We start from the raw sequence: 21,958 nt of genomic DNA on the forward strand, positions 1-21,958 counted from the left end.
GGCTTAGCGGCGGGCGAGAAGGGCTCGGTCGTAGCGTACCTGCTGCTCGTTATCGCTAAGCAGTGAAACGCCTTCGCTGCTGCCACCGTTAGCGAGGCTTTCAAAAATCACCCGATAGCTAAGCACCGCCTGCACGTAGTCGCGGGTTTCGCGGAACGGGATGCTCTCTACAAAGAGGTCAAAGGCCTCTACGCCATCGCCCAGCCACTGATCGACTCGGCTTGGGCCCGCATTATAAGCCGCTGCGGCGGCCAGTCGATTGCCCTGGTAGCGTTGCAGCTTGTCGCGCAGGTAGGTACTGCCCAGACGAATATTAAGCTCTGGGTCGAGAACGCCGTAGGGGCCAGGATCGCTAATACCCAATTCGCGGCTGACTTGGCTGGCGGTACCGGGCATTAGCTGCATTAACCCACGCGCCCCTGCCGGTGAAAGGGCGTTAGGGTTGTAAGCGCTTTCACGCCGGGTAATGGCCATCAATAGGTATGGATCCACACCGGTGAGACGGCCCCAATGTTGAAAGCTGTCGTGGTAGGCCTGGGGGAAGCGCCAATCCAAAGCGTCCCACATTTCAGCGGCAATGGTGGTTTGCACCAGGCGTGCATGCCACTGCTGCTGAGCGGCATAGTCGGCTAGCGCCCGTGCTTGTTGCGGCGAACCGCTCTGCACCGCGTGCAGCCACTCACTGTTGGCGAGACCATCCTCACCAATGCGTAGCAAGGCCTCGGTGCGCTGAACGGCCGGTAGTTGGGCAATACGTTGACGCGACGCTTCGTCAAAATGATTGCGTTCAAGATTCAATTGATAGGGTTGGCCGAGCTTTTCTGCTGCTGCAAAGCCGTAGAAACTGCGATCCTGCGCAGCCTGTTGGTAGCGTGCTTCGGCGGCCCCCTGATTGCCAAGCTGCTCATTGGCGCGGCCTAGCCAATACTGCCAACGGCTATTCTCCTGCTGGATAGCGGGCATTTCGGCAATCCAGTAGAGCACTCCGTTCCAGTCCCGGCTAGCCAACGCATGGCGGACACGCAGCTCTAATACGCGCTCGCTCTCCAGGCTTGGTAACACGCTGTCAACCCAGCTTAGCGTGCCCGGTACATTGCGCACCAGGGCGTAAAAAGCCAGTTCTTCTTCAATAGCTTGACGGTCACTGTGCAGTAGGTTTAAACGCGACGAGAGCGTCTGCCAAGCGGCAAAGGCTGCAGACGTATCTTCACGGGTGTAGCGCTGCATGGCGGCCCGGTAGAAGCTTGCCGTGGCGGCACACTCGGGGCCTAGGCAGGTGGGCGCCTGGGTGATGGCGCTGCTGCGCGCAGCGACACTATCCACTGTCTCTAGAGCGGTTTGCCACTGGCCGCTTAATAGCCCACCAAGATAGCTAGATAGGCGCGTTTCTCCCGCCAGCCAGGCGAGCATTTTACGCTCCCAAATGGCTGTGGCATCAATAGTGCCATTGGCCCGCAGGCGTTCAAATAGCGGGTCGCAAGCATTGGGCTGCGAGCTGCCTACGCGCCATAAGGCCAACCCCACTTCGCTCGCCTGCTGAGGCTGTTCATCCAGCAACGCCGTGTAGTAGTAGCACTGGCGAGCCGTGCCCGCAGGCTCGCCATCGGCCACTGTGAGCAGGTCGTTATAGCGGCCCGCGTGGCCATACTGTGCAATCGCTTGGCCACGCAGCCACCCTGCTAGAGGAGAGTCTGCGTGCTGGTCGATAAATTGATGCACCCGGTTAGGAGAAACGTTAGGCAATTGTCCTCTTAAGCGGTGGTACTCCACATAGCCACGCAGCGGGTGGTCTTCAATTGAGCGCTCATCGACCCGTGCCCACTGCTGCTCGCGGGCAGCGGCGAGGGCATCGCGTAACTCACTATCGGATGCGGCCCACGAAAGTGCAGGTAATCCCGCCAGAAGTGCTGTACACAGCACGCGGGCGGTATGGCGAAATGGCGAAACCAACATGGTGCTCTCTCTCTATAAATCGATGTCACTTAGTCTGGGTTCAAGTCAGCCCAGGTAGATTGCGGTGTGCCCGCTATACTGAACGAATAGTAGCAAGCATGTTCTGACGGCCCAGATACTCAAAGGATTTAATTTCAATGGCTCCATTATCCACTTGGTGGTTACTGCGTCGACTCAAATCCCGCGTTTGGGTGACAAAACGTATTGTGCGCGCATTAAAGCTGTTTATCCCTATGACTCGCGATGTTATCCGCGGCAATTTTCAGCCTATTCCCTGGTCGGCATTCGGCATGATGGCATTAGCGCTGGGCTATTTGGTACTGCCGTTCGATCTTATACCCGACTTTCTGATGCTAATCGGTGTGGTGGATGACGTGCTGATTGTCGGCTGGCTGCTCAATCGTATCGATCAGCGCCTGGAAGGCTATCGGGCCTGGAAATATACCGATCCCGATATAATGCCTTCTTAACCCCAGCGCCTTCTTAATCAAGGCTGCTTGAAAAATCGCTGCCTATCCCCATATCTACTCCACGAAACCATTTTATTCCGCTGCATGTACACGCAGAGGGATGCGACTCAACGTGATTGATAAGGGCTAAGCGCATGACTACAGCTACCCACGAACAAGCGACTGATAAATCGGCTAAACACGAAGAAACGCTAGGCTTTCAGACGGAAGTTAAGCAACTGCTGAATTTGATGATTCACTCCCTGTACTCTAACCGGGAGATTTTCTTACGCGAGCTTATCTCAAACGCCGCCGACGCCTGCGATAAGCTACGTTACGCGGCTCTCGATAACGATGCGCTCTACGAAGGCGACAGCGAACTACGCATTGAAATCGAACACGACCACGATGCCAACACCATCACCCTACGTGATAACGGCGTTGGCATGAACCGGGAAGACGTGATCGCCAACTTGGGTACCATTGCGCGCTCCGGTACCGCTGAGTTTCTCAAGCAGCTCTCTGGTGAGCAGCAGAAAGACGCCAAGCTAATCGGTCAGTTCGGGGTTGGTTTCTACTCGGGTTTTATCGTCGCTGATGAAATTTCGGTGCGCACCCGCAAGGCGGGTACAGACGCTTCAGAAGGCGTTGAGTGGCGTTCCAAAGGGGAGGGTGAATTTACCGTTGCCGATATTGAGCGTGCTCAGCACGGTACAGAAATCACTTTGCATCTGAAAGAGGACGCCAAAGAGTTTGCTGACGACTATCGGCTGCAGGGCTTGGTTCGTAAGTACTCGGATCATATCGAAGTCCCAGTGCGTATGCCGAAAACAGAAACGGCGAAGGACGACGAGGGCAATCCTATCGAGGGTAGTGAAGTGACTACCTGGGAAACCGTTAACGAGGCGACGGCGTTGTGGTCGCGTCCCAAGAGCGAAGTTTCCGATGATGAGTACAAGGCGTTCTACAAGCACGTTGCCCACGATTTCTCTGACCCGCTGACCTGGAGCCACAACAAGGTCGAAGGCAAGCTCGAATACACCAGCCTGCTCTATGTACCAGGTCGGGCACCTTTTGACCTGTTTGAGCGCGACGGTGCCCGGGGCGTTAAACTCTACGTTCAGCGTGTCTTTATTATGGACGACGCCGAACAGTTCCTGCCGCTCTACCTGCGCTTTATCAAAGGCGTACTGGATACCCGCGAGCTGTCGCTAAACGTATCCCGTGAGCTGCTCCAGCAGGATCCCAATGTAGATAAGATCAAATCGGCGCTTACTAAGCGCGGTTTGGATATGTTGAAAAAGCTGACCAAAGATAAAGAGCAGTACCAGACCTTTTGGAATACCTTTGGTAGCGTGTTGAAGGAAGGGCCGGGCGAAGACCCCTCTAACCGGGAAAAAATCGCTGGTCTGTTGCGCTTTGCCTCAACCCATACCGATACGGCTGCCCAGGAACACGGGCTGGCGGACTATGTCGAGCGCATGAAAGAGGGGCAGCAGAAGATTTATTACGTCGTAGCTGAAAGTTTCAATGCGGCGAAAAACAGTCCTCATCTGGAGATCTTCCGCAAAAAAGGCATCGAAGTCCTGCTGCTGTCTGACCGTATCGATGACTGGCTGATGAGCCATCTCACCGAGTTTGACGGCAAAACCTTTGCCGATGTGGCCAAAGGCGAGCTTGATCTTGGCGATGTGGAAGACGAAGCAGAGAAAAAAGCTCAAGAGGAGACCGCTAAAGCCAAAGAGGAGCTGGTGAAGCGCGTAAAAGAAGCGCTGGGCGATGGTGTGCAAGAGGTAAAAGTGACTCACCGCCTCACCGATTCACCGGCCTGCGTCGTGCTACCCGAGCATGAAATGGGCTACCAGATGCGCCGCATTATGGAAGCCGCTGGTCAACCGTTGCCCGAGGTGAAGCCGATTCTTGAGCTTAATCCTAGCCACGCGCTGGTAACGCGTTTGGAAGGGGCTGAAGGTGATCAATTTGGACAGCTAGCCCACATCCTGCTCGATCAGGCAATTATTGCTGAGGGTGGCCATTTGGATGACCCGGCGGCCTATGTGAAGCGTCTGAATAGCGTCTTGACGGCTTAATGAGCCAATAGCGTCAGACACGCGGCCCGCTTGGATTTCCAAGCGGGCCGCATCTGTTAGTGAAGATGCTATGGGTGAAGATGCTAAAGTACCCAGTAAATATAAGAGACCAACGATCAGGATATCGTCATGGCTGAGCAGCAAACCAATGTCCCAGTGACAACCAACGTAGCGGTACTGGGAGGCGGTAGTTTTGGTACGGCGCTAGCAAGTATTGCCGCCGATAATGGTGCCCGCGTTCGTCAGTGGATGCGTGATGAAACGCTGGTCACGCAAATCAACCAAGAGCACCGTAACGGACGCTATCTGCCGCATTACGCAATGAATCCGGCCGTGGAGGCCTCAACCGACCTTCAAGGCGTGCTGGCTGACGCGGAGCTAGTACTCATCGCTATTCCATCAAAGGCCTTTCGCAGCGTTGTGCAGGCGGCGAAAGCGTGGCTGAGACCCGAGCAGATACTGGTCAGTACCACCAAGGGAATCGAGCAAGAAGGCTTTCTGCTGATGAGTCAAGTACTCGAGCAGGAAACGGGCTTTAGTCATATTGGTGTGATTGCGGGCCCGAATCTAGCCTCTGAAATTGCCGATAAGCAGTTAACCGCTACCGTGATTGCCAGTGCTGACCCGCTTACCCGCACCCGCGTACAGCAAGTATTGGGCTGCCGTTACTTTCGTGTTTACGCTAGCGATGACCGTCATGGTGTTGAACTGGGTGGTGCACTGAAAAATATCTATGCGATTGCCGCCGGTATGGCGGCGGCGCTGGGCATGGGCGAAAACACCCGCAGCATGCTGATGACTCGCGCCTTAGCCGAAATGAGTCGCTTTGCCGTTGCCCAGGGGGCCAACCCGATGACTTTTTTAGGGTTGGCGGGGGTGGGGGATTTGATCGTTACCTGCTCGTCTAACCTATCGCGCAATTACCGTGTTGGCTACGCCATGGGCGAAGGGCGCACGTTAGAAGAGGCGGTTGATGCCCTTGGCCAGGTCGCAGAAGGGGTGAATACCGTTAAGCTGGTATGCGCTAAAGCGAGTGAAATGGGCGTTTATATGCCGTTGGCGGAAGGTCTCAATCATGTGCTGTTTGACGGCGTGCCTGCCCAGGAGATGGCGCGCACCCTTATGATGGGTGAGCAGAGTAGCGATGTAGAGTTTATTCTACCCCGTGAAGCCGTACAGCAGGCCCATCGAGACCAAGCTCAAGCTCCTCACAACCAAGCTCCTGACAACCACGCTTCTAAGAGCCAGGTTTCTAAGGACAATGGAGGCAGGAATGCCTGATGTGCTGATTATGCGCCACGGTGAGGCCGCGCCGGGGTATCCCGACCAAGCGCGTCAATTAACGCCTCATGGTGAGCAGGAGGCCGCAAAAATGGCCCGTTGGCTGACTGAGCGTGTGGCTGAAGGAGAGCTGTTTATGCCGAGAATTTATGCCAGCCCCTATGCGCGCGCGCAGCAAACCGGGCAAACGATATGTGATGCGCTGGGAGCTTCACTGGAGACGCTGGATTTTATCACTCCGGATGACTCGCCCCATGCAGTAAGCGACTGGTTGCTGGAACAGCCTGAAGGTGCGCCGATTATGCTGGTCAGTCATATGCCGCTGGTAGGTGATCTGGCGGGGTTGTTAGTAGAGGGCAGCCCTGCCCAGGGTATTGGCTTTCCTACCGCCGCTATCGCCGAGCTCGAGGCCGACGTATGGGCAGCAGGCTGCGCGCAGTTGAAGCGCTTTACCCAGCCCAGTCAGTTGGCCTAGTTCAAATTTGTGCCATTAAAAACGGCTGCCAGGGCAGCCGCTAGGATCTAGTAAGTTTTAGATCCGAATCGACTCGTAGCGGGGGGCTTTCGCCATGGCCGGAAAATGTTCCCAACAATTCCGGCATTTCCGCCATCCATGGCGGTCAGATGGCGAAAGTAGCGCCCAGGGAGGGGGTCACAGTCACAGCGCCCCCGCGAAGAGTTGTTCGGATCGTCTCCCTGTTACAACAGCGCGTCGAGCTTCTCTTTTAACAAGCCGTTCACCTGCTGTGGGTTGGCGGTGCCGCGTGAGGCCTTCATCACCTGACCAACAAAGTAACCGATCATTTTGCCGCGTTTTTCCGGCTCCGAGTCGCAGTACTGGGCGACCTGAGCGGGGCTGTCGGCAATCACTTGATCGATCATTGCTTCAATGGCGCCGGTGTCGGTCACCTGCTTGAGGCCTTTTGCGTCAATCACCTCGTCGGCGGACTCACCCTGACCGTTCCACAACGCCTGGAAAACCTCTTTAGCGGCTTTGCCGTTAATGGTGTCGTCTAGTACACGGCTTATCAGCTCGCCTAGCTGGCGCGCTGAAATCGGGCTATTGGCAATGCTCAGGTTTTCGCGGTTAAGCGCCCCGGAAAGTTCACCCTGTACCCAGTTAGCTGCCTGCTTGGCATCGCCGCACTCGCTATGCACCGCTTCAAAGAATTCAGCCATATCGCGACTGGCGGAGATGACGTTGGCATCATAAGCAGACAGGCCTAGCTCGTTCTGGAAGCGCTCGCGCTTATCCGCAGGCAGTTCGGGCAGCTGGCCACGCAGGTGATCCAGGTAGGCTTGGTCAAGCACCACCGGCAGCAGGTCGGGGCAGGGGAAGTAACGGTAGTCGTTGGCCTCCTCCTTGGTGCGCATGCTGCGGGTTTCATCACGGTCTGGGTCAAATAGGCGGGTTTCTTGAACTACTGTGCCGCCATCTTCGATCAGCTCAATCTGCCGCTCAACCTCAAAGGCAATCGCACGCTCGACAAACCGGAAGGAGTTAACGTTTTTAATCTCTGCACGGGTGCCAAAGGCTTCCTGACCTTTGGGGCGTACCGACACGTTAACGTCGCAACGCATGGAGCCTTCCGCCATATTGCCGTCGGAAATGCCCAGATAAGTGACGATGGAGTGAATCGCCTTGAGATACGCCGCGGCCTCTTTGGCACTACGCATATCAGGCTCGGAGACGATCTCCAGTAGCGGTGTGCCAGCCCGGTTCAAGTCGATACCGGTCATGCCGTGAAAATCTTCATGCAGCGATTTACCGGCATCTTCCTCAAGGTGGGCATGGTGAATGCGGATACGCTTGGTGCTGCCATCTTCCAGCGTAATCTCAACGTCGCCAGGGCCGACGATGGGGTGGTACATCTGGCTGGTTTGATAGCCCTTGGGCAAGTCCGGGTAGAAGTAGTTTTTTCGGTCAAACACCGAGACTTCGGCGATATCCGCATGCACCGCTAGGCCAAACTGCACGGCCATAGCTACGGCCTGCTCATTGAGCACTGGCAGCACCCCGGGTAGGCCTAAATCCACCGCGCAGGCCTGAGTGTTTGGCTCAGCGCCAAATGCCGTTGAGGCACCGGAGAAGATTTTTGAACGTGTTGCGAGCTGAACGTGGACTTCAAGCCCAATCACGGTTTCCCATTGCATTAGGCGTACTCCTCGGCAAAGGCAGGACGTTGTAAGTGCCAGTCGGTCGCTTGCTGAAACTGATGAGCGACGTTAAGCAGCTGCGCTTCGGCAAAGTGGGTGCCCAGAATCTGGAGACCAACGGGACGACCACCGGCAAAACCCGCTGGCACGCTGATGCCGGGAATGCCCGCCAGGTTCACCGCGATGGTGTAGATATCCTGCAGGTACATCGACACCGGATCTTTTTTGGCCCCCAGGTCAAACGCCGGGGTAGGCGAGGCGGGGCCCATCAGCACGTCTACGTCTTCAAACGCGTCCAGGAAGTCCTGACGGATCAAACGGCGCACCTGCTGGGCTTTGGTGTAGTAGGCGTCAAAGAAGCCTTCAGAGAGCGTGTGAGTGCCGATCAGGATGCGCCGTTTAACTTCTTCGCCGAAGCCTTCAGCCCGTGAACGTGTGTAGAGGTCAATCAAATCGCTGGGATTGTCACAGCGGTGACCAAATCGTACACCGTCGTAACGGGACAGATTGGAAGAGGCTTCCGCTGGGGCGATCACGTAGTAGGCCGGAATTGCATAGTGGGTATGCGGGAGGCTGACCTCACGAACCGTCGCGCCTAGGGATTCGTAAACTTTTACCGCCTCACGGACGGCTTTTTCGACATCAGGGGCTAAACCATCGCCGAAATACTCTTTGGGAAGCCCGATCTTGAGGCCCGATAGGGGGGCGTTAAGGCCTTCCACATAGTCGGGTACGCCGCGGGAAACGCTGGTGGAATCGCGGCCGTCATGGCCCGCAATAACCCCCAGCAGGTGGGCGCAATCTTCGGCGCTACGCGCCATGGGGCCAGCCTGGTCAAGGCTTGAGGCGTAAGCAATAATGCCAAAGCGTGACACGCGACCATAGGTGGGTTTTAAACCGGTGATGCCACAAAATGCCGCTGGCTGGCGAATTGAGCCGCCGGTGTCGGTCCCCATGGCGGCGGGCACCAAACCAGCCGCGACCGCTGCTGCGCTGCCGCCGGAGCTGCCGCCGGGCACCGCCGTCAGATCCCAGGGGTTTTTGACCGGGCCGTAGTAGCTGTTTTCGTTGGAGGAGCCCATGGCGAACTCGTCCATATTGGTTTTGCCCAGGCTGATCGTGCCCGCCGCGTTCAGTTTTTCCACTACGGTGGCGCTGTAGGGGGCAATGAAATTATCCAGCATTTTTGAACCGCAGCTGGTTTTCACGCCCTGGGTGCAAAAAATATCTTTTAGCGCTAAGGGAATACCCGCCAGCGGCCCGGCGTTGCCCGCCGCTCGGGCGTTGTCGGCTACTTCAGCCTGTTTCAGCGCTTGCTCGGCGGTCACGCTGATAAAACTGTTCAGCTTGCCGTCAGCCTGTTCGATACGCTGCAAATAGTGAGCAGTCAGCTCGCGGCTTGAGAACTCACCGCTTTTTAGCGCGGCGGCGAGTTGCGTTAAGGTTTTCTCGTACATGACCCAGAAGCTCCGTTCAGGGGAGAAAAAAAGAGGCAATAGTGGTGGCTTGATTAAATATTCGTTCGTCGTTACTCAGCGTACTTATTCAACGACGCGGGGCACGAGATATAGGCCATTTTCCACTGCCGGAGCACAGCGCTGAAACGTGTCGCGCTGGTTGGTTTCTGTCACTTCATCGGCGCGCAGTCGCTGGGTCGCATCTAGCGGATGGGCGAGCGGCGTAACGCCTTCAGTATCGAGGCTTTGTAGCTGGTCGACCATGTCCAGAATCCGGCTTAGGTCGTCTACAAAGCCGCTGGCTTGGTCATCGCTGACAGCGAGTCGGGCCAAGTGAGCGGCCCGGCGCACATGAGATTCTTCAAGCGCCATGATCGATATTTCCTCATAAACGTGATGGAACATAATCGGCTTTAAGCGGTATACATACCGATATCAAAACAAACGTCTTGTGTTGCAGACGTGGAAAATAGCCGCAAAAGGTACCACATCTTGGCCTTAACGGGCAGTGTTAAGCGCGACTCGTGCTTGCTGCCAGGGGGTTGCGGTGATACCGTTTGCATCCGCACAGGGTTCCCGGTCTGCACTAGGTAACAACATCCATGTTTAAACGTTTGAGGGGGCTGTTTTCCAGCGATCTATCGATCGATTTGGGTACGGCCAACACACTGATTTATGTTCGCGGTCGCGGTATCGTGCTCGATGAGCCTTCCGTGGTTGCTATCCGTCAGTCTGGCAATATGCGCAGCGTCGCGGCAGTTGGTACCGATGCCAAGCGAATGCTGGGGCGTACGCCCGGCAATATTACCGCGATTCGGCCGATGAAAGATGGCGTTATTGCCGACTTCACCGTCACCGAGCAGATGCTTCAGCACTTTATCCGTAAAGTTCACCAAAGCACCTTCCTAACCCCCAGCCCACGCGTTCTGGTATGCGTTCCTTGCATGTCAACACAAGTAGAGCGTCGGGCGATTCGTGAGTCTGCCGAAGGGGCCGGTGCCCGCGAGGTGTTCTTGATCGAAGAACCCATGGCAGCGGCAATTGGCGCTGGCCTTCCGGTTGATGAAGCGCAGGGGTCGATGGTGGTGGATATCGGTGGTGGTACCACTGAAATCGCGATTATTTCACTCAACGGCGTGGTCTACTCCGAATCGATTCGGGTGGGCGGCGACCGCTTTGATGAAGCCATTACCGCCTATGTGCGTCGTCACTACGGCAGCCTGATAGGCGAAGCGACAGCCGAGCGCATCAAGGAAGAGATTGGTTGCGCCTACCCCGGTGGCGAACTGCGCGAAATCGACGTGCGCGGTCGTAATCTGGCCGAAGGCATCCCACGCAGCTTCACGCTTAATTCCCACGAAACCCTGGAAGCATTGCAAGAAACCCTGGGTTCTATCGTGGCCGCGATTAAGAGCGCCCTTGAGCAGTCACCGCCTGAGTTGGCATCCGACATCGCTGAGCGAGGCTTGGTGCTAACGGGCGGCGGGGCGCTGTTGCGCGACCTGGACAAGCTGATCGCTGAAGAGACAGGGTTGCCGGTAATTGTTGCCGAAGACCCGTTGACCTGCGTTGCTCGCGGCGGTGGTAAGGCGCTGGAGATGATTGATCAGCACACCTTTGAGTTGCTGTCGAGCGACTAATCGCAGCGGTTAATTGCGGGGGGATTGCCTATTAAACCGCTGTTTTCGCACGGGCCACTGCCGGGCTACCGGCTGTTTTTTTGCGTCTTGGCCGCCAGTGCATTGATGTTTGTCGACCAGCATTTCACGCGTATGGAGAAAGTGCGCGCGCAAATGTCGATGGTCGTTGCTCCTATTCAATGGGTCGTCAGTGTGCCTAGCGACCTGTTGAACTGGGGATCGCTTGCGCTCTCCGATCAGCAGGCGTTGGTGGATGAAAACCGTCGCCTGCGTGAGCAGATTCTCACCCTTTCCCATCGTGGTCAGCGAATGGCGAATTTGACTGCGGAAAACAGCGAGCTACGCGACTTGCTAAAAGCCGCTAAGCGGCGTGATATTCCTTATATCACCGCCGAGCTGCTGTCGCTTGACAACGACCCCTTTAGTCATCAAATGGTGATTAATCGCGGCCATCGCAATGGCACATACGTGGGGCAGCCGGTGATTGATGCCTCGGGCTTGGTGGGGCAAATTACCGCGGTCTCTGCCTACTCAAGTCGGGTACTGCTGTTAGCTGATGCCAGTCATGCGTTGCCGGTTCAGTTAAACCGCAATGGCTTACGCTTTATCGTTCAAGGGGCGGGGCGTTACAGCAGCGTTAATGTGATGCACGTACCTGATACGGCGGATATCCGTGAAGGTGATTTACTGACCACATCGGGCTTGGCTGGACGTTTTCCTCCGGGTTACCCCGTGGCGCGAGTCACCGAGGTGTTTCACGATCCGGGGCAGCCTTTTGCTCGCGTGACGGCCGAACCGATGGCCCAACTGCAGCGCTCACGTCATTTTTTGCTACTTTTTCCGCCTCCGCGAGAGGAGGTAGAAGAGCATGCCTGGGATGAGTCGCTGGATATCTCCGCAGAGGCCTTGCGCTCTTCGCTCCAGCTATCAACAAGCCCCAACAATGCGTTGCGCGACTCAAACGCATCATCTCAAGAGGTGCCCTGATGCCACGTGCACCGATTGTTCCGCTAGTGATTATTTGGTTTAGTTTGGTCTTGGCTCTTTGCTTGCAGGTGATGCCGCTGGCCGATGGCTGGCAGGTATATCGCCCCGAGTGGTTAGGGCTGATGCTGATCTACTGGTGTATGCGCACACCCGACAGAGTTGGCGTTTTTCATGGCTTTGTGCTGGGGATTTTGATGGATTTAATTGAAGGCACCGTGCTGGGCCAGCATGCGCTTATTTATGCACTGCTGGCCTTCCTGTGTGCGCTGGTCTATGCCCGCTTCCGTGCTTATTCACTGGTACAGCAATCAGCGTTGGTGCTGGTGCTGTTGGGCTTGATGCAGCTAGTCGCTCAATGGCTACGCACTATCGTGGGTGATTTTTCGATTCATTTAGCCTTTTTGATTCCCGCGCTGATCAGCGCGTTGCTATGGCCATGGCTAGCGACGATGTTTCAAGCTTTAGAACGTCGGTTGGCCGCTTCATGACTGCGCCTGTTTTGTGTTTAGCGTCTGCCTCTCCACGCCGTCGAGCTTTGCTGGCATCCATTGGTGTGCCGGTCACGGTTCACCCTTGTGATATTGATGAGACTCCGCTGGTGAGTGAGTCGGCTCAAGCGTATGTGCAGCGCTTAGCAGTTGCCAAAGCCGAGGCAGCAGCCCCTTTTACCCACTTGCCTATCCTAGGTTCAGATACCGCTGTGGTGGTTGATGGGCGTATCCTAGGTAAACCAGCGAATGCTGAGGAGGGCGCCGAGATGCTGCGGCTGCTTTCGGGGCGGTGCCACGAGGTGCTTACCGCTGTGGCGGTAAGTGGGCCAGAAGGTATGCTCTCCTCCTGCGTGACTACTCAGGTAACAATGCGTGAGATAAGCGCTGATGAAGTCGTTGCCTATTGGCGCACGGGTGAACCTGCTGATAAGGCTGGTGGCTACGCAATACAGGGATTAGCCGCCATATTTGTAAAACAGATTCAAGGCAGTCACTCAGCAGTGGTAGGGCTACCGCTGTATGAGACGACGCACTTGCTATGCCGACAGGGAGTTCCTATCTGGCAGCGCGTTTAATTCTCTAGAATAGAGGGCAGCGCCGCCTGTATCGCTGGCAAGGAATACGTCAACCAACAAGGAATTTTGCATGAGCGGTGAAGTTCTCATCAATTTAACGCCAATGGAAACCCGCGTCGCGCTGGTTGAAAATGGCGTTTTGCAAGAGGCACTGATCGAGCGTTCCCGTCGGCGTGGTATCGTGGGCAATATCTACAAAGGCAAAGTAGTGCGTGTGTTGCCTGGTATGCAGGCTGCCTTTGTTGATATTGGCTTAGAGCGGGCGGCATTTATTCATGCCCACGAAGTGATGCCACCCGGCACACCGCTCGATGAGCAGCAGACCATCGGCCAGTTGCTTCATGAAGGCCAGGCGTTGGTGGTGCAGGCCACCAAAGACCCTATTGGAAGTAAAGGTGCGCGTTTAACCACTCACCTCTCGATCCCTTCCCGCTATTTGGTGTATATGCCCGATTCGCCGCATCACGGCGTTTCGCAACGCATCGAGGATGAGCGTGAACGCGAGCGTTTAAAAGCCCTGCTGGATAGCAGCGTGGCGGAGCAGACGCTGGAAGTGACGGGTGGCTTTATTGTCCGAACTGCCGCGGAAGGCGTAGGTGACGAAGAGCTAAAAGGCGATATGCACTTTCTGCTGCGGCTGTGGCGTAAGGTGAGCGAGCGTAAAGTCATCGCGACGCCACAAAGCGTAATTTATGATGATTTGCCGCTCTTTATGCGCACTCTACGCGACGTAATGCGCGACGATATTGAAAAAGTGCGTATCGATTCGCGGGAAAACTTCGTCAAGCTGGTCGAGTTTGCCGAAGAGTTTATGCCCGATGCCGTTGAGCGGATTGAGTACTACCCTGGCGAGCGGCCCATCTTCGATCTCTACAGTGTCGAGGATGAGATCCAGAAAGCCTTGGGGCGCAAGGTGCAGCTGAAATCCGGTGGCTATCTGGTGATTGACCCTACCGAGGCAATGACCACCATTGATGTTAATACCGGCGGCTATGTGGGTCACCGCAACCTTGAAGAGACCATTTTCAAAACCAACCTTGAGGCGGCCACGGCGATTGCCCGCCAACTTCGTTTGCGCAACCTGGGCGGTATCATCATTATCGACTTTATCGATATGAACGATGTTGAGCATCAGCGGCAAGTGTTGCGAGTATTGGAAAAAGCCTTAGAGCGCGACCACGCTAAAACCAAGTGTACCGGTGTCACCGAGCTTGGCTTGGTTCAGCTTACCCGCAAGCGCACCCGGGAGAGCCTGGAGCAAACGATGTGTGAAGCATGCCCCACCTGCAGTGGGCGCGGCACACTTAAAACGCCTGAGACTGTCTGCTACGAAATTTTCCGTGAGATTCTGCGCGAAGAGCGTGCCTACAGTGCTGAAACTTATATGGTGCTTGCATCGCAGCCCGTTGTTGACCGCTTACTAGATGAAGAGTCAGCGGCAGTGGCTGACCTGGAGACGTTTATCAATAAAACGATCCGTTTTCAGGTTGAGCAACACTACTCCCAAGAGCAGTACGATATTGTGCTGATGTAACTATGCTGACTCGTTCGCTGGTGCGTTGGAGTTTGCTGATAGCGGCCTGGCTTTTGGGCAGCGCGGCTGTGCTGCTGTTGCTGCTGCGTGTAGCGATCAGCCAATCCGATGCCCTTACCCCCCACATTGAAGCGTTACTCGAGGCGCGCATTGGCGTGCCGGTGACCATCGAGCGCTTATCGCTATCGCTAGCGCGTAGCGATCTACTGCTACGGCTTGACGGGGTGAACGCGGAAACCCCCGATGGCCAAGCACTCTTTTCCCTTGAGCATGCGGGGCTGCGCTTAGATACCTGGGCGTCGTTTGCCAATCTGGCACCGATTTTTAGTGATGCGCGTATCAGTGGTACACAGTTTCACCTCTATCAAGGTTCGGGGAGGTCTTTACAGTGGCCTGAGCCTGCGGAGTTACCGCTATTGATGGCGGCAGAACCCGATGTGGATCTGGCCACAATTGATAGCTGGGCGGGCTTGATTCTACGCCAACGCCTGTGGGTGGATGACACGCGGGTTGTACTGCACGGCAAAGACGACACCGTGCTGCTGCATGCTCAGACACTGCTGCTGACCGGTGATGAGCGGCGCACAAGGTTAGAGGGCGCCATCAATATTGCCCCATCGTTAGAGCAGGCTCGCGATATAGACCTTCCTGCGGCGGAAATGAAGGTCGAAATGCAGCCCGGCCGACGAGGTTTTAGCGATTTTTCGGCAGCACTGCAGTTGGATATTCAGCTTGATCAGTTAGTGGTTCTGGCGGATATGTTTCGGCCTGATCATGCCGCCTATTTAGAGCAAGCCGGGGGCAGTGCGCGGCTATGGGGGCGTTGGACCGCCGGGCGCCTTGAGGAAGCTCGTGTTGCCGTCGACGTTCCACAGTTGACGCTTCGCCACCAGGTTCAGTACGCGGTGTTAAGAGATATTAAGGCTAATGGCCTGTGGCAGCGCGACGGCGAAGGTGGTGAGGCGTGGCTAAGCGGCGACGCGGAGAGCGTTGAGTGGGCCCAGCCCCCTGGAGGTAACGTTGGGCCAGCGTTGCCACGCCACTGGCATGCCACCCACCAACCAGGACAGTGGGAAGTGCGCACCAGCGCCTTTGAGCTTGCCTCGCTGACTGCTTGGCGTGACTACGTATTGCTCCCTGAATCCGTCACCCGGGTATTGCAAACCCTTGCTCCCCGTGGGCAAGTCGAGGGGTTGCACGTGGGGCAGCAGGATGGCCACTGGGGAGTGGATGCGGCGCTAACCGGCGTGGAGGTCTCACCGTGGCAGCAGGCACCGGGCGGAGGCCCGCTGGATGCCTGGGTACAGGCGCGGGATTTACGCGGCCGCGTGCTGTTTAGCAGCAACGGTGAAAGCACCCTCTACTTTCCTGAGTTTTTTGCCGCTCCCATGCAACTGCGACGTGCTGAAGGGGAAGTGGAGTGGGTATACGACGGCCCCAATACCATGGTGAGTGGCAAGCGTCTAAGCGTCGACTGGGACGGCGCCCAGATAGCGGGCGGCTTTGGTTTGGTGACGGGTAATCAGCGCGGGCATTTTGGTTTAGACCTTACTTTCAGTGACGTGGATGCTGTTGAGCGTCCGCTGGCCCAGTGGTTGCCGCTCAGTGTCATGGATGACGAGCTTCGCGAATGGCTGCTTAATGATATTGGTGGTTACGTGAGCAAGGGTTCTCTGCAGCTTAGCCAACCGTTGGGTGAAGGGGCGACCGCCAACGACTTTACTGCAACGCTCGCCCTGGCGGTGACCCAAGGACATTTGCCGATCGCGCCAGGCTGGCCGCGCCTTGACGACGTCGAGGGGCGCTTAAAATGGCAAAACAGAGTGTTAGAAGCTGAAATTGATAATGCTCAGAGCCATGGCGTCACTGCTTCAGAGGGTGAGGTAATGATGGAGGATGATACGCTTAACCTTTCGGGGCAGTTAACATCGGATGGGCCAGCGCTGATATCATTTTTACAGGCAATGCCCGAGATTGATCTTTCCCCACTAAATGATTTGCGCGTAACGGGTGGCGTTAACGGCGACATTGCGTTGTCGTTGCCGTTGGCAAACCCTGAAGCGCTGCAACTGGAAATCAATGCTCGGCCAAGCTTTCCGGAAGTGGTGTATCAACCGCTCGATCTAAGTCTTCAATCGGTTGAGGGGGATCTCGCTTGGCTTCAAGACGGGGAGAGTTCAGGTCTCGTCGGCGAGGCTAGTGGGCAGTTGCTTGGAGGCTCTATCAACGCTGATATTGATACTCAACGCAACAACATACAGCTGCAGGGGAGTGTCGCCACCAAGGCGCTTTTTGGACTTACAGGGTTGGGTAGTCAAGGGCGTATGCCGCTAGAAGGACCGCTAGAGTGGCAGGGCAGTGTCGCTCTGACGCCAACGCCCACCCTACGCTTGGAGAGTCGTTTAGTCGGCCTCACCAGCCACCTTCCCGAGCCCTTTGCAAAATCGCCACAGCAGGTCTGGCCTTGGACATTAACCGCCGATATGGACACAAAACGTATCGAAAGCCGCCTAGCCGATATCGCTTCTGCACGACTGCAACAGCTTAACGGCTCGCTTGCCGGGACGCTAAATTTAGGCAGCCAGGCGGAGCGCCTACCTGGCTGGCCCTCCCAGCCAGGGGTTAGTATCGAAGCTGCCCTACCTCGAGTTGACCCGCTAGCGTGGCAGCAGGCGATTTCACCGCTAATGGCAGACGGGACACCCGGCACATCGGGTGGGGGCACTCAAATACCGTTGGCGGTCTCGTTAGCCACACCCTGTGTAGTTTACCAAAGGGAGTGTTTAGGCAGCCTTAACGCGTCGGGAGGCGTGAACGATGGCCGGATCGATTTGGGGCTAAGTGGTAATCTGGTCACTGGACATTTGCAGTACGATGCTCAATCACCGCAACCGTTAGATGTGGCCATTGAAGCATTGGCGCTTGATCGCCTGCTGGCGTTAGCCAATGTTGAACACGACAGCGATGCTCCGCTGCCAGACTCCTGGATGGAATCGGTCGACACCCAGCGCAAGGGGCCTGTGGCCATTCCCGATTGGCTAGCCGATGTGCCTAATGGACGATTACGTTTAGCCGAAATTGCTATGGGGCCGCGCCGCTTCGGCCCTTTGACTGCCTACTGGAAAACCGACGGCGAGCGTTTTTCGCTTACCCCCGTTGGCTTAACCCTTGGCCAGCTCTCTGCGCGAGGCGAGCTATACTGGGAGGGGGACGCTGTTTCCAGTCATACTCGTGCGGACATTACGATTCAGGGTGGCGACATTGGCACCGCCCTTGAGCGTCTTGACCAACCGGTGGCCATGCGCAGCCGTAGCACCGATGTGGCTGCTTCACTTGACTGGCCGGGGGCGCCCTGGCAGTTGGAGTTAAGCCGCTCAGATGGCTATATCAGTACCGACATTCGTGATGGCCGCTTTGTCACTCTGGAATCGGCACCTGCGCGCTTAATTGGCTTGCTCAATTTCGATAATATTTTACGTCGTCTACGCTTGGATTTTTCCGACGTTACCGGTCGGGGTACCGCGTTTGACCGTGTCAAGGGTACGGCTGATGTAACCGGTGGTTTGCTGACGCTGCGCGGGCCATTGCAAATTGATGCCCCGGCCACCACCCTAACGCTTACCGGCAGTGTCGACCTGGTGACGCGTGAACTTGACCAGCGGCTTGGCGTCACACTACCAGTGACGCAAAGTTTACCGATTGCAGCGATTGCCGTTGGCGCACCCATCGTGGGTGGCGCGCTGTTCCTTGCTGACCAGCTGTTTGGCGACGCCTTAGATCGCGCCACGACACTCCATTATCGCGTGCGAGGCCCTTGGACCTCGCCGCAGGTTACTTTAGAAGGCCCCCAATGACCGCATATAAAAGTGATGTAGATACGGCCGCCGCCATTCTGTTGACCCCTGGAGGGCTCGATTTAGAGGCTCTGGAAACGGGTTTGGGCTACGCCATGGGCGCGGGCATTGACTATGCAGATCTCTATTTCCAGCGTACCTGGCAAGAGGGCTGGGTACTGGAAGATGGAGAGGTAAAAGAGGCCAGCTACAATATCGACGGTGGCGTCGGCGTACGCTCACTGGCTGGTGAAAAGACTGGCTTTGCCTACTCCAATCAAATAACGGCCGATGCGCTAATGGACACCGGCCGCACGGCGGCAGGCATCGTCCGCAGTGGTCAGCGTCTGCCTGGGCAGTTGGTGCGCCCGGTATCCGCCAAGTCGCGCTATGCGGGGATTGACCCCCTGGCCGGGCTAAGCGCGGAAGACAAAGTTGCCATGCTAAAACAGGCTGACAAAATCGCTCGTGCTGCAGACCCGAGCATCAGTCAAGTGAGTGCTTCTCTTTCAGGTACCTACGAAGTAGTGCTGGTGCGGGCAAGCGATGGCACCTTGGCGGCGGATATTCGCCCGCTGGTGCGCTTTAACGTCAGCGTTATCGCGGTTAAAAATGGTCGTCGTGAACGCGGCAGTGCGGGCGGCGGTGGCCGTTACTCCATGGCCAAATTGCGCGATGACCAAGTGGCCGAGCAGTATGCCAAAGAGGCGGTGCGTCAGGCATTGGTCAACCTGGAAGCCGTCGATGCGCCTGCGGGGCAAATGCCTGTGGTGCTGGCGTCGGGGTGGCCGGGAATTTTGCTTCATGAAGCCGTCGGACACGGTCTGGAAGGAGACTTCAATCGTAAGGGCAGTTCCGCCTTTGCTGGCAAGATGGGCGAGCGCGTGGCTGCAAAAGGCGTGACGATTGTCGATGACGCGACACTATCGGATTGCCGCGGCTCAATGAGCGTGGATGACGAGGGCACGCCGGGCCAATACACGCCGCTTATCGAAGACGGTATTTTGACTGGCTATATGCAGGACAAACTCAATGCCCGCTTAATGGGTATGGCCCCCACAGGCAATGCGCGACGCGAATCCTTTGCCCACCTGCCGATGCCGCGCATGACGAATACGGTCATGCTTGCGGGCCAAGATGAGCCCAGCGATATTATCAAAAGCGTTAAGCGCGGTATTTACGCGGTGAGCTTTGGGGGCGGGCAGGTAGATATCACCTCTGGCAAATTTGTGTTCTCTGCCAGCGAAGCCTACTTGATTGAAGACGGTAAGGTGACGGCGCCGGTGAAAGGCGCCACCTTGATTGGTAACGGGCCTGAAGCGATGCAGCGTGTTTCCATGATTGGCCATGATATGGCGTTGGATACCGGTATTGGCGTATGCGGTAAAGAGGGGCAGGGCGTGCCGGTGGGGGTGGGACAGCCCACCCTGAAATTGGATGAGCTGACCGTCGGTGGCACGCAGTCTTGACAGGCGGTCTTGAAAAACGGTCTTAAAGAGGCTGTTTTTAAAGTGCGAGGGTTTCGCGCAGGTGTTTGAAGAGCTTGCGCGAGCTGGTCGGCGGTTTGCCCTGTTCGCGTTCCCGCTGGGCGTTGCGAATCAATTGACGCAGTGTCTGGCGATCAGCGTCGGGGTGCTCCGCCATAAACAGGTCAACTGCCGCATCGCCCTCGTCAATTAAGCGTTCCCGCCATTTTTCCAGTCGGTGGAACGCGTGGTCGCGCTGCTCCTGCTCCTGATCGATGGAGTCGAAAACGGCTTGAATGGCGGTGAGATCCTCTTTGCGGATGAGCTTACCGACATACTGCATATGGCGGCGGCGACCTTCATGGGAGCGAATACGCGAGGTTTCCTCGATAGCGCGTAGCATATCGTCAGAGAGGGGGAAACGGGCGCGTTCCGTCGGTCGCATGGCGATTAAGGTTTCCCCAAGTGCCTGTAAGGCATGCATTTCGCGTTTGAGTTGCGACTTGCTAGGGCGTTCTTCCTGCTCTTCTACTTCATTAGTACGTGGGACGGTATCGGGACGTTGCTTACGCATAGTGTGACTCACAGACAAGATTCGTGGCGGCATTATACCAGCTGCGAGTACAACATTGATTCGCCGATGACACTCTCTTGAAAGACTTTGGTTGAGAGACATTCGGTTGAAATAGGAGGCCATATGGCACAGGCATTTGATGCATCCACGCAGCAGTCGCTATTGACCGCGCGCGCTGAAGAGGCGCTAGCGCTGGCGAAGCGCTTGGGCGCAGATGCTGCCGAAGTAGGCGCAAGCGTCGATCAGGGTATAGGCGTTAGCGTACGCCTGGGCGAAGTTGAAACGGTTGAGTTATCCCGTGACCAAGGCATTGCCGTCACGCTATATGTGGGCCAACGTAAAGGCAGCGCTTCATCCACTGATGCCAGCAGTGCCTCGATCCAGGCAGCCGTAGAGAAAGCGCTGGCGATTGCCCGCTATACTGGCGAAGACCCGGCCGCAGGGTTGGCCGATGCCTCTCTTATGGCCACTGAGTTGCCCGATCTAAAAGTGCACTACCCCTGGGCGCTCACAACGGATGAAGCGATTGAGTTAGCGCTTGCCTGCGAGCAGGCGGGGCGAGACGTTGACGGCATCTCACAGTCAGATGGCGTGTCTCTCTCCAGTGGTGAAGGGGTGCGCGTTTACGCCAATAGCCACGGCTTTTTAGGTACCCAAAAGGGCAGTAGTCACTCTCTTTCTTGCATGCTGATTGCCCAAGACGCGAGCGGTATGCAACGTGATTATGACTACACCTCTGCCCGCGATCCTAAGGCGCTGCGTGCCCCCGCTGAGGTGGGGCGCGAAGCTGCGGTGCGTACGCTGCGCAGGCTAGGCGCTAAACGGCCACCAACGGGCACCTTTCCGGTGCTGTTTGACCCGTCGTTGGCCAGTGGCTTGATTGGTCACCTGCTCGGTGGGTTAGCCGGTGGTGCGCTTTACCGGCAGGCCTCGTTTTTGTGTGACCGGCTCGGTACACCATTGTTTCCCGACTGGTTTAGTCTCGAGGAGCGGCCAATGGAGATTGGCGCCACGGCAAGCTCACCGTTTGATGGCGAGGGCGTGCAAACGCGCAATAATCGCTTTATCGATCAGGGACGCATTTCCAGCTATATGCTCTCTTCTTACAGCGCTCGTCGTCTCGATATGCAAACCACGGGCAATGCCGGTGGGGCACGTAACGTGCGTTTAGCAACGCCACTGCAATCACGCGAAAGCCTGCTGCAAGAGATGGGGCGGGGTATTTGGGTGACTGAGTTGATGGGCCAAGGTGTCAACGGTGTGACCGGTGACTATTCCCGCGGTGCAGCAGGTTTTTGGGTCGAAAATGGAAAGGTGCAGTACCCTGTCGAAGAGTTCACCATTGCCGGAAACTTGGAGCGGATGTTTGCTGGCTTAGTAGGTATTGGCGATGACACCGATACCCGTGGCAGTGTTCACACGGGTAGCTGGTTGATTGATGCCATGACCGTGGCGGGGGACTAACAAGCAC

Annotated in this window: 17 protein-coding genes; 12 read left to right on the forward strand and 5 right to left on the reverse strand. The window is 56.5% G+C overall.

What is annotated here, in order from left to right; genetic code table 11:
• Positions 1-3: 3 nt before the first annotated feature.
• Positions 4-1,953 (reverse strand): transglycosylase SLT domain-containing protein, encoded by a 1,950-nt coding sequence (locus HZU72_RS04360; RefSeq protein ID WP_180090702.1) that lies wholly within the window; start codon positions 1,951-1,953, stop codon positions 4-6.
• 137 nt (positions 1,954-2,090) lie between these two features.
• Here HZU72_RS04360 and HZU72_RS04365 point away from each other — a divergent pair, with 137 nt between their 5' ends.
• From HZU72_RS04365 to sixA, 4 genes are all read left to right on the forward strand, one after another.
• The gene (locus HZU72_RS04365) at positions 2,091-2,423 is read left to right on the forward strand and encodes a YkvA family protein (protein ID WP_180090703.1); all 333 of its coding nucleotides are present in this window, start codon (positions 2,091-2,093) and stop codon (positions 2,421-2,423) included.
• Between the two features lie 134 nt (positions 2,424-2,557).
• Positions 2,558-4,492, forward strand: a complete 1,935-nt coding sequence (htpG, locus tag HZU72_RS04370) for a molecular chaperone HtpG (RefSeq protein WP_180090704.1) — start codon at positions 2,558-2,560, stop codon at positions 4,490-4,492.
• Positions 4,493-4,621: 129 nt separating this feature from the next.
• A complete protein-coding gene (locus HZU72_RS04375; RefSeq protein ID WP_180090705.1) occupies positions 4,622-5,773 on the forward strand; it encodes an NAD(P)H-dependent glycerol-3-phosphate dehydrogenase in 1,152 nt (383 codons plus the stop codon).
• Positions 5,766-6,248 carry a phosphohistidine phosphatase SixA gene (gene sixA / locus HZU72_RS04380; RefSeq protein ID WP_180090706.1) on the forward strand — a complete coding sequence of 161 codons (483 nt, stop codon included), beginning with the start codon at positions 5,766-5,768 and terminating at the stop codon, positions 6,246-6,248. The genes HZU72_RS04375 and sixA overlap by 8 nt, the downstream gene beginning before the upstream one ends.
• A gap of 224 nt (positions 6,249-6,472) precedes the next feature.
• Here the strand turns inward: sixA and gatB are convergent, their stop codons facing one another.
• From gatB to gatC, 3 genes are all read right to left on the reverse strand, one after another.
• Positions 6,473-7,927, reverse strand: coding sequence for an Asp-tRNA(Asn)/Glu-tRNA(Gln) amidotransferase subunit GatB (gene gatB / locus HZU72_RS04385; RefSeq protein ID WP_180090707.1), 1,455 nt, complete (start codon positions 7,925-7,927; stop codon positions 6,473-6,475).
• Positions 7,927-9,387 (reverse strand): Asp-tRNA(Asn)/Glu-tRNA(Gln) amidotransferase subunit GatA, encoded by a 1,461-nt coding sequence (gene gatA / locus HZU72_RS04390; protein WP_180090708.1) that lies wholly within the window; start codon positions 9,385-9,387, stop codon positions 7,927-7,929. The genes gatB and gatA overlap by 1 nt, the downstream gene beginning before the upstream one ends.
• Before the next feature lie 84 nt (positions 9,388-9,471).
• Positions 9,472-9,759: an Asp-tRNA(Asn)/Glu-tRNA(Gln) amidotransferase subunit GatC gene (gene gatC / locus HZU72_RS04395; RefSeq protein ID WP_022523948.1), complete on the reverse strand. Its 288-nt coding sequence runs from the start codon at positions 9,757-9,759 to the stop codon at positions 9,472-9,474.
• A 230-nt stretch (positions 9,760-9,989) separates the two neighbouring features.
• Here gatC and HZU72_RS04400 point away from each other — a divergent pair, with 230 nt between their 5' ends.
• The 7 genes from HZU72_RS04400 to tldD all read left to right on the forward strand — a co-directional run bounded on the left by HZU72_RS04400 (position 9,990) and on the right by tldD (position 19,916).
• Positions 9,990-11,027: a rod shape-determining protein gene (locus tag HZU72_RS04400; protein ID WP_007114671.1), complete on the forward strand. Its 1,038-nt coding sequence runs from the start codon at positions 9,990-9,992 to the stop codon at positions 11,025-11,027.
• A gap of 24 nt (positions 11,028-11,051) precedes the next feature.
• Positions 11,052-12,014, forward strand: coding sequence for a rod shape-determining protein MreC (gene mreC, locus HZU72_RS04405; RefSeq protein WP_180090709.1), 963 nt, complete (start codon positions 11,052-11,054; stop codon positions 12,012-12,014).
• Positions 12,014-12,502, forward strand: a complete 489-nt coding sequence (mreD, locus tag HZU72_RS04410; protein ID WP_180090710.1) for a rod shape-determining protein MreD — start codon at positions 12,014-12,016, stop codon at positions 12,500-12,502. Before mreC ends, mreD begins: the two co-directional genes overlap by 1 nt.
• Positions 12,499-13,080, forward strand: coding sequence for a Maf family protein (locus HZU72_RS04415; protein ID WP_180090711.1), 582 nt, complete (start codon positions 12,499-12,501; stop codon positions 13,078-13,080). The genes mreD and HZU72_RS04415 overlap by 4 nt, the downstream gene beginning before the upstream one ends.
• A gap of 70 nt (positions 13,081-13,150) precedes the next feature.
• Positions 13,151-14,614, forward strand: coding sequence for a ribonuclease G (gene rng / locus HZU72_RS04420; RefSeq protein ID WP_180090712.1), 1,464 nt, complete (start codon positions 13,151-13,153; stop codon positions 14,612-14,614).
• Positions 14,615-14,616: 2 nt separating this feature from the next.
• Complete coding sequence (locus HZU72_RS04425) at positions 14,617-18,468, forward strand: YhdP family phospholipid transporter (protein ID WP_180090713.1); 3,852 nt, start codon at positions 14,617-14,619, stop codon at positions 18,466-18,468.
• A complete protein-coding gene (gene tldD / locus HZU72_RS04430) occupies positions 18,465-19,916 on the forward strand; it encodes a metalloprotease TldD (protein WP_180090714.1) in 1,452 nt (483 codons plus the stop codon). The genes HZU72_RS04425 and tldD overlap by 4 nt, the downstream gene beginning before the upstream one ends.
• A gap of 37 nt (positions 19,917-19,953) precedes the next feature.
• Here the strand turns inward: tldD and yjgA are convergent, their stop codons facing one another.
• Positions 19,954-20,487, reverse strand: a complete 534-nt coding sequence (yjgA, locus tag HZU72_RS04435) for a ribosome biogenesis factor YjgA (protein WP_180090715.1) — start codon at positions 20,485-20,487, stop codon at positions 19,954-19,956.
• A 123-nt stretch (positions 20,488-20,610) separates the two neighbouring features.
• Here yjgA and pmbA point away from each other — a divergent pair, with 123 nt between their 5' ends.
• Positions 20,611-21,951, forward strand: coding sequence for a metalloprotease PmbA (pmbA, locus tag HZU72_RS04440; RefSeq protein ID WP_180090716.1), 1,341 nt, complete (start codon positions 20,611-20,613; stop codon positions 21,949-21,951).
• Positions 21,952-21,958: the final 7 nt, after the last annotated feature.

Origin of the sequence: Vreelandella sedimenti (genome assembly GCF_013416325.1) — a bacterium.
GTDB lineage: Bacteria > Pseudomonadota > Gammaproteobacteria > Pseudomonadales > Halomonadaceae > Vreelandella > Vreelandella sedimenti.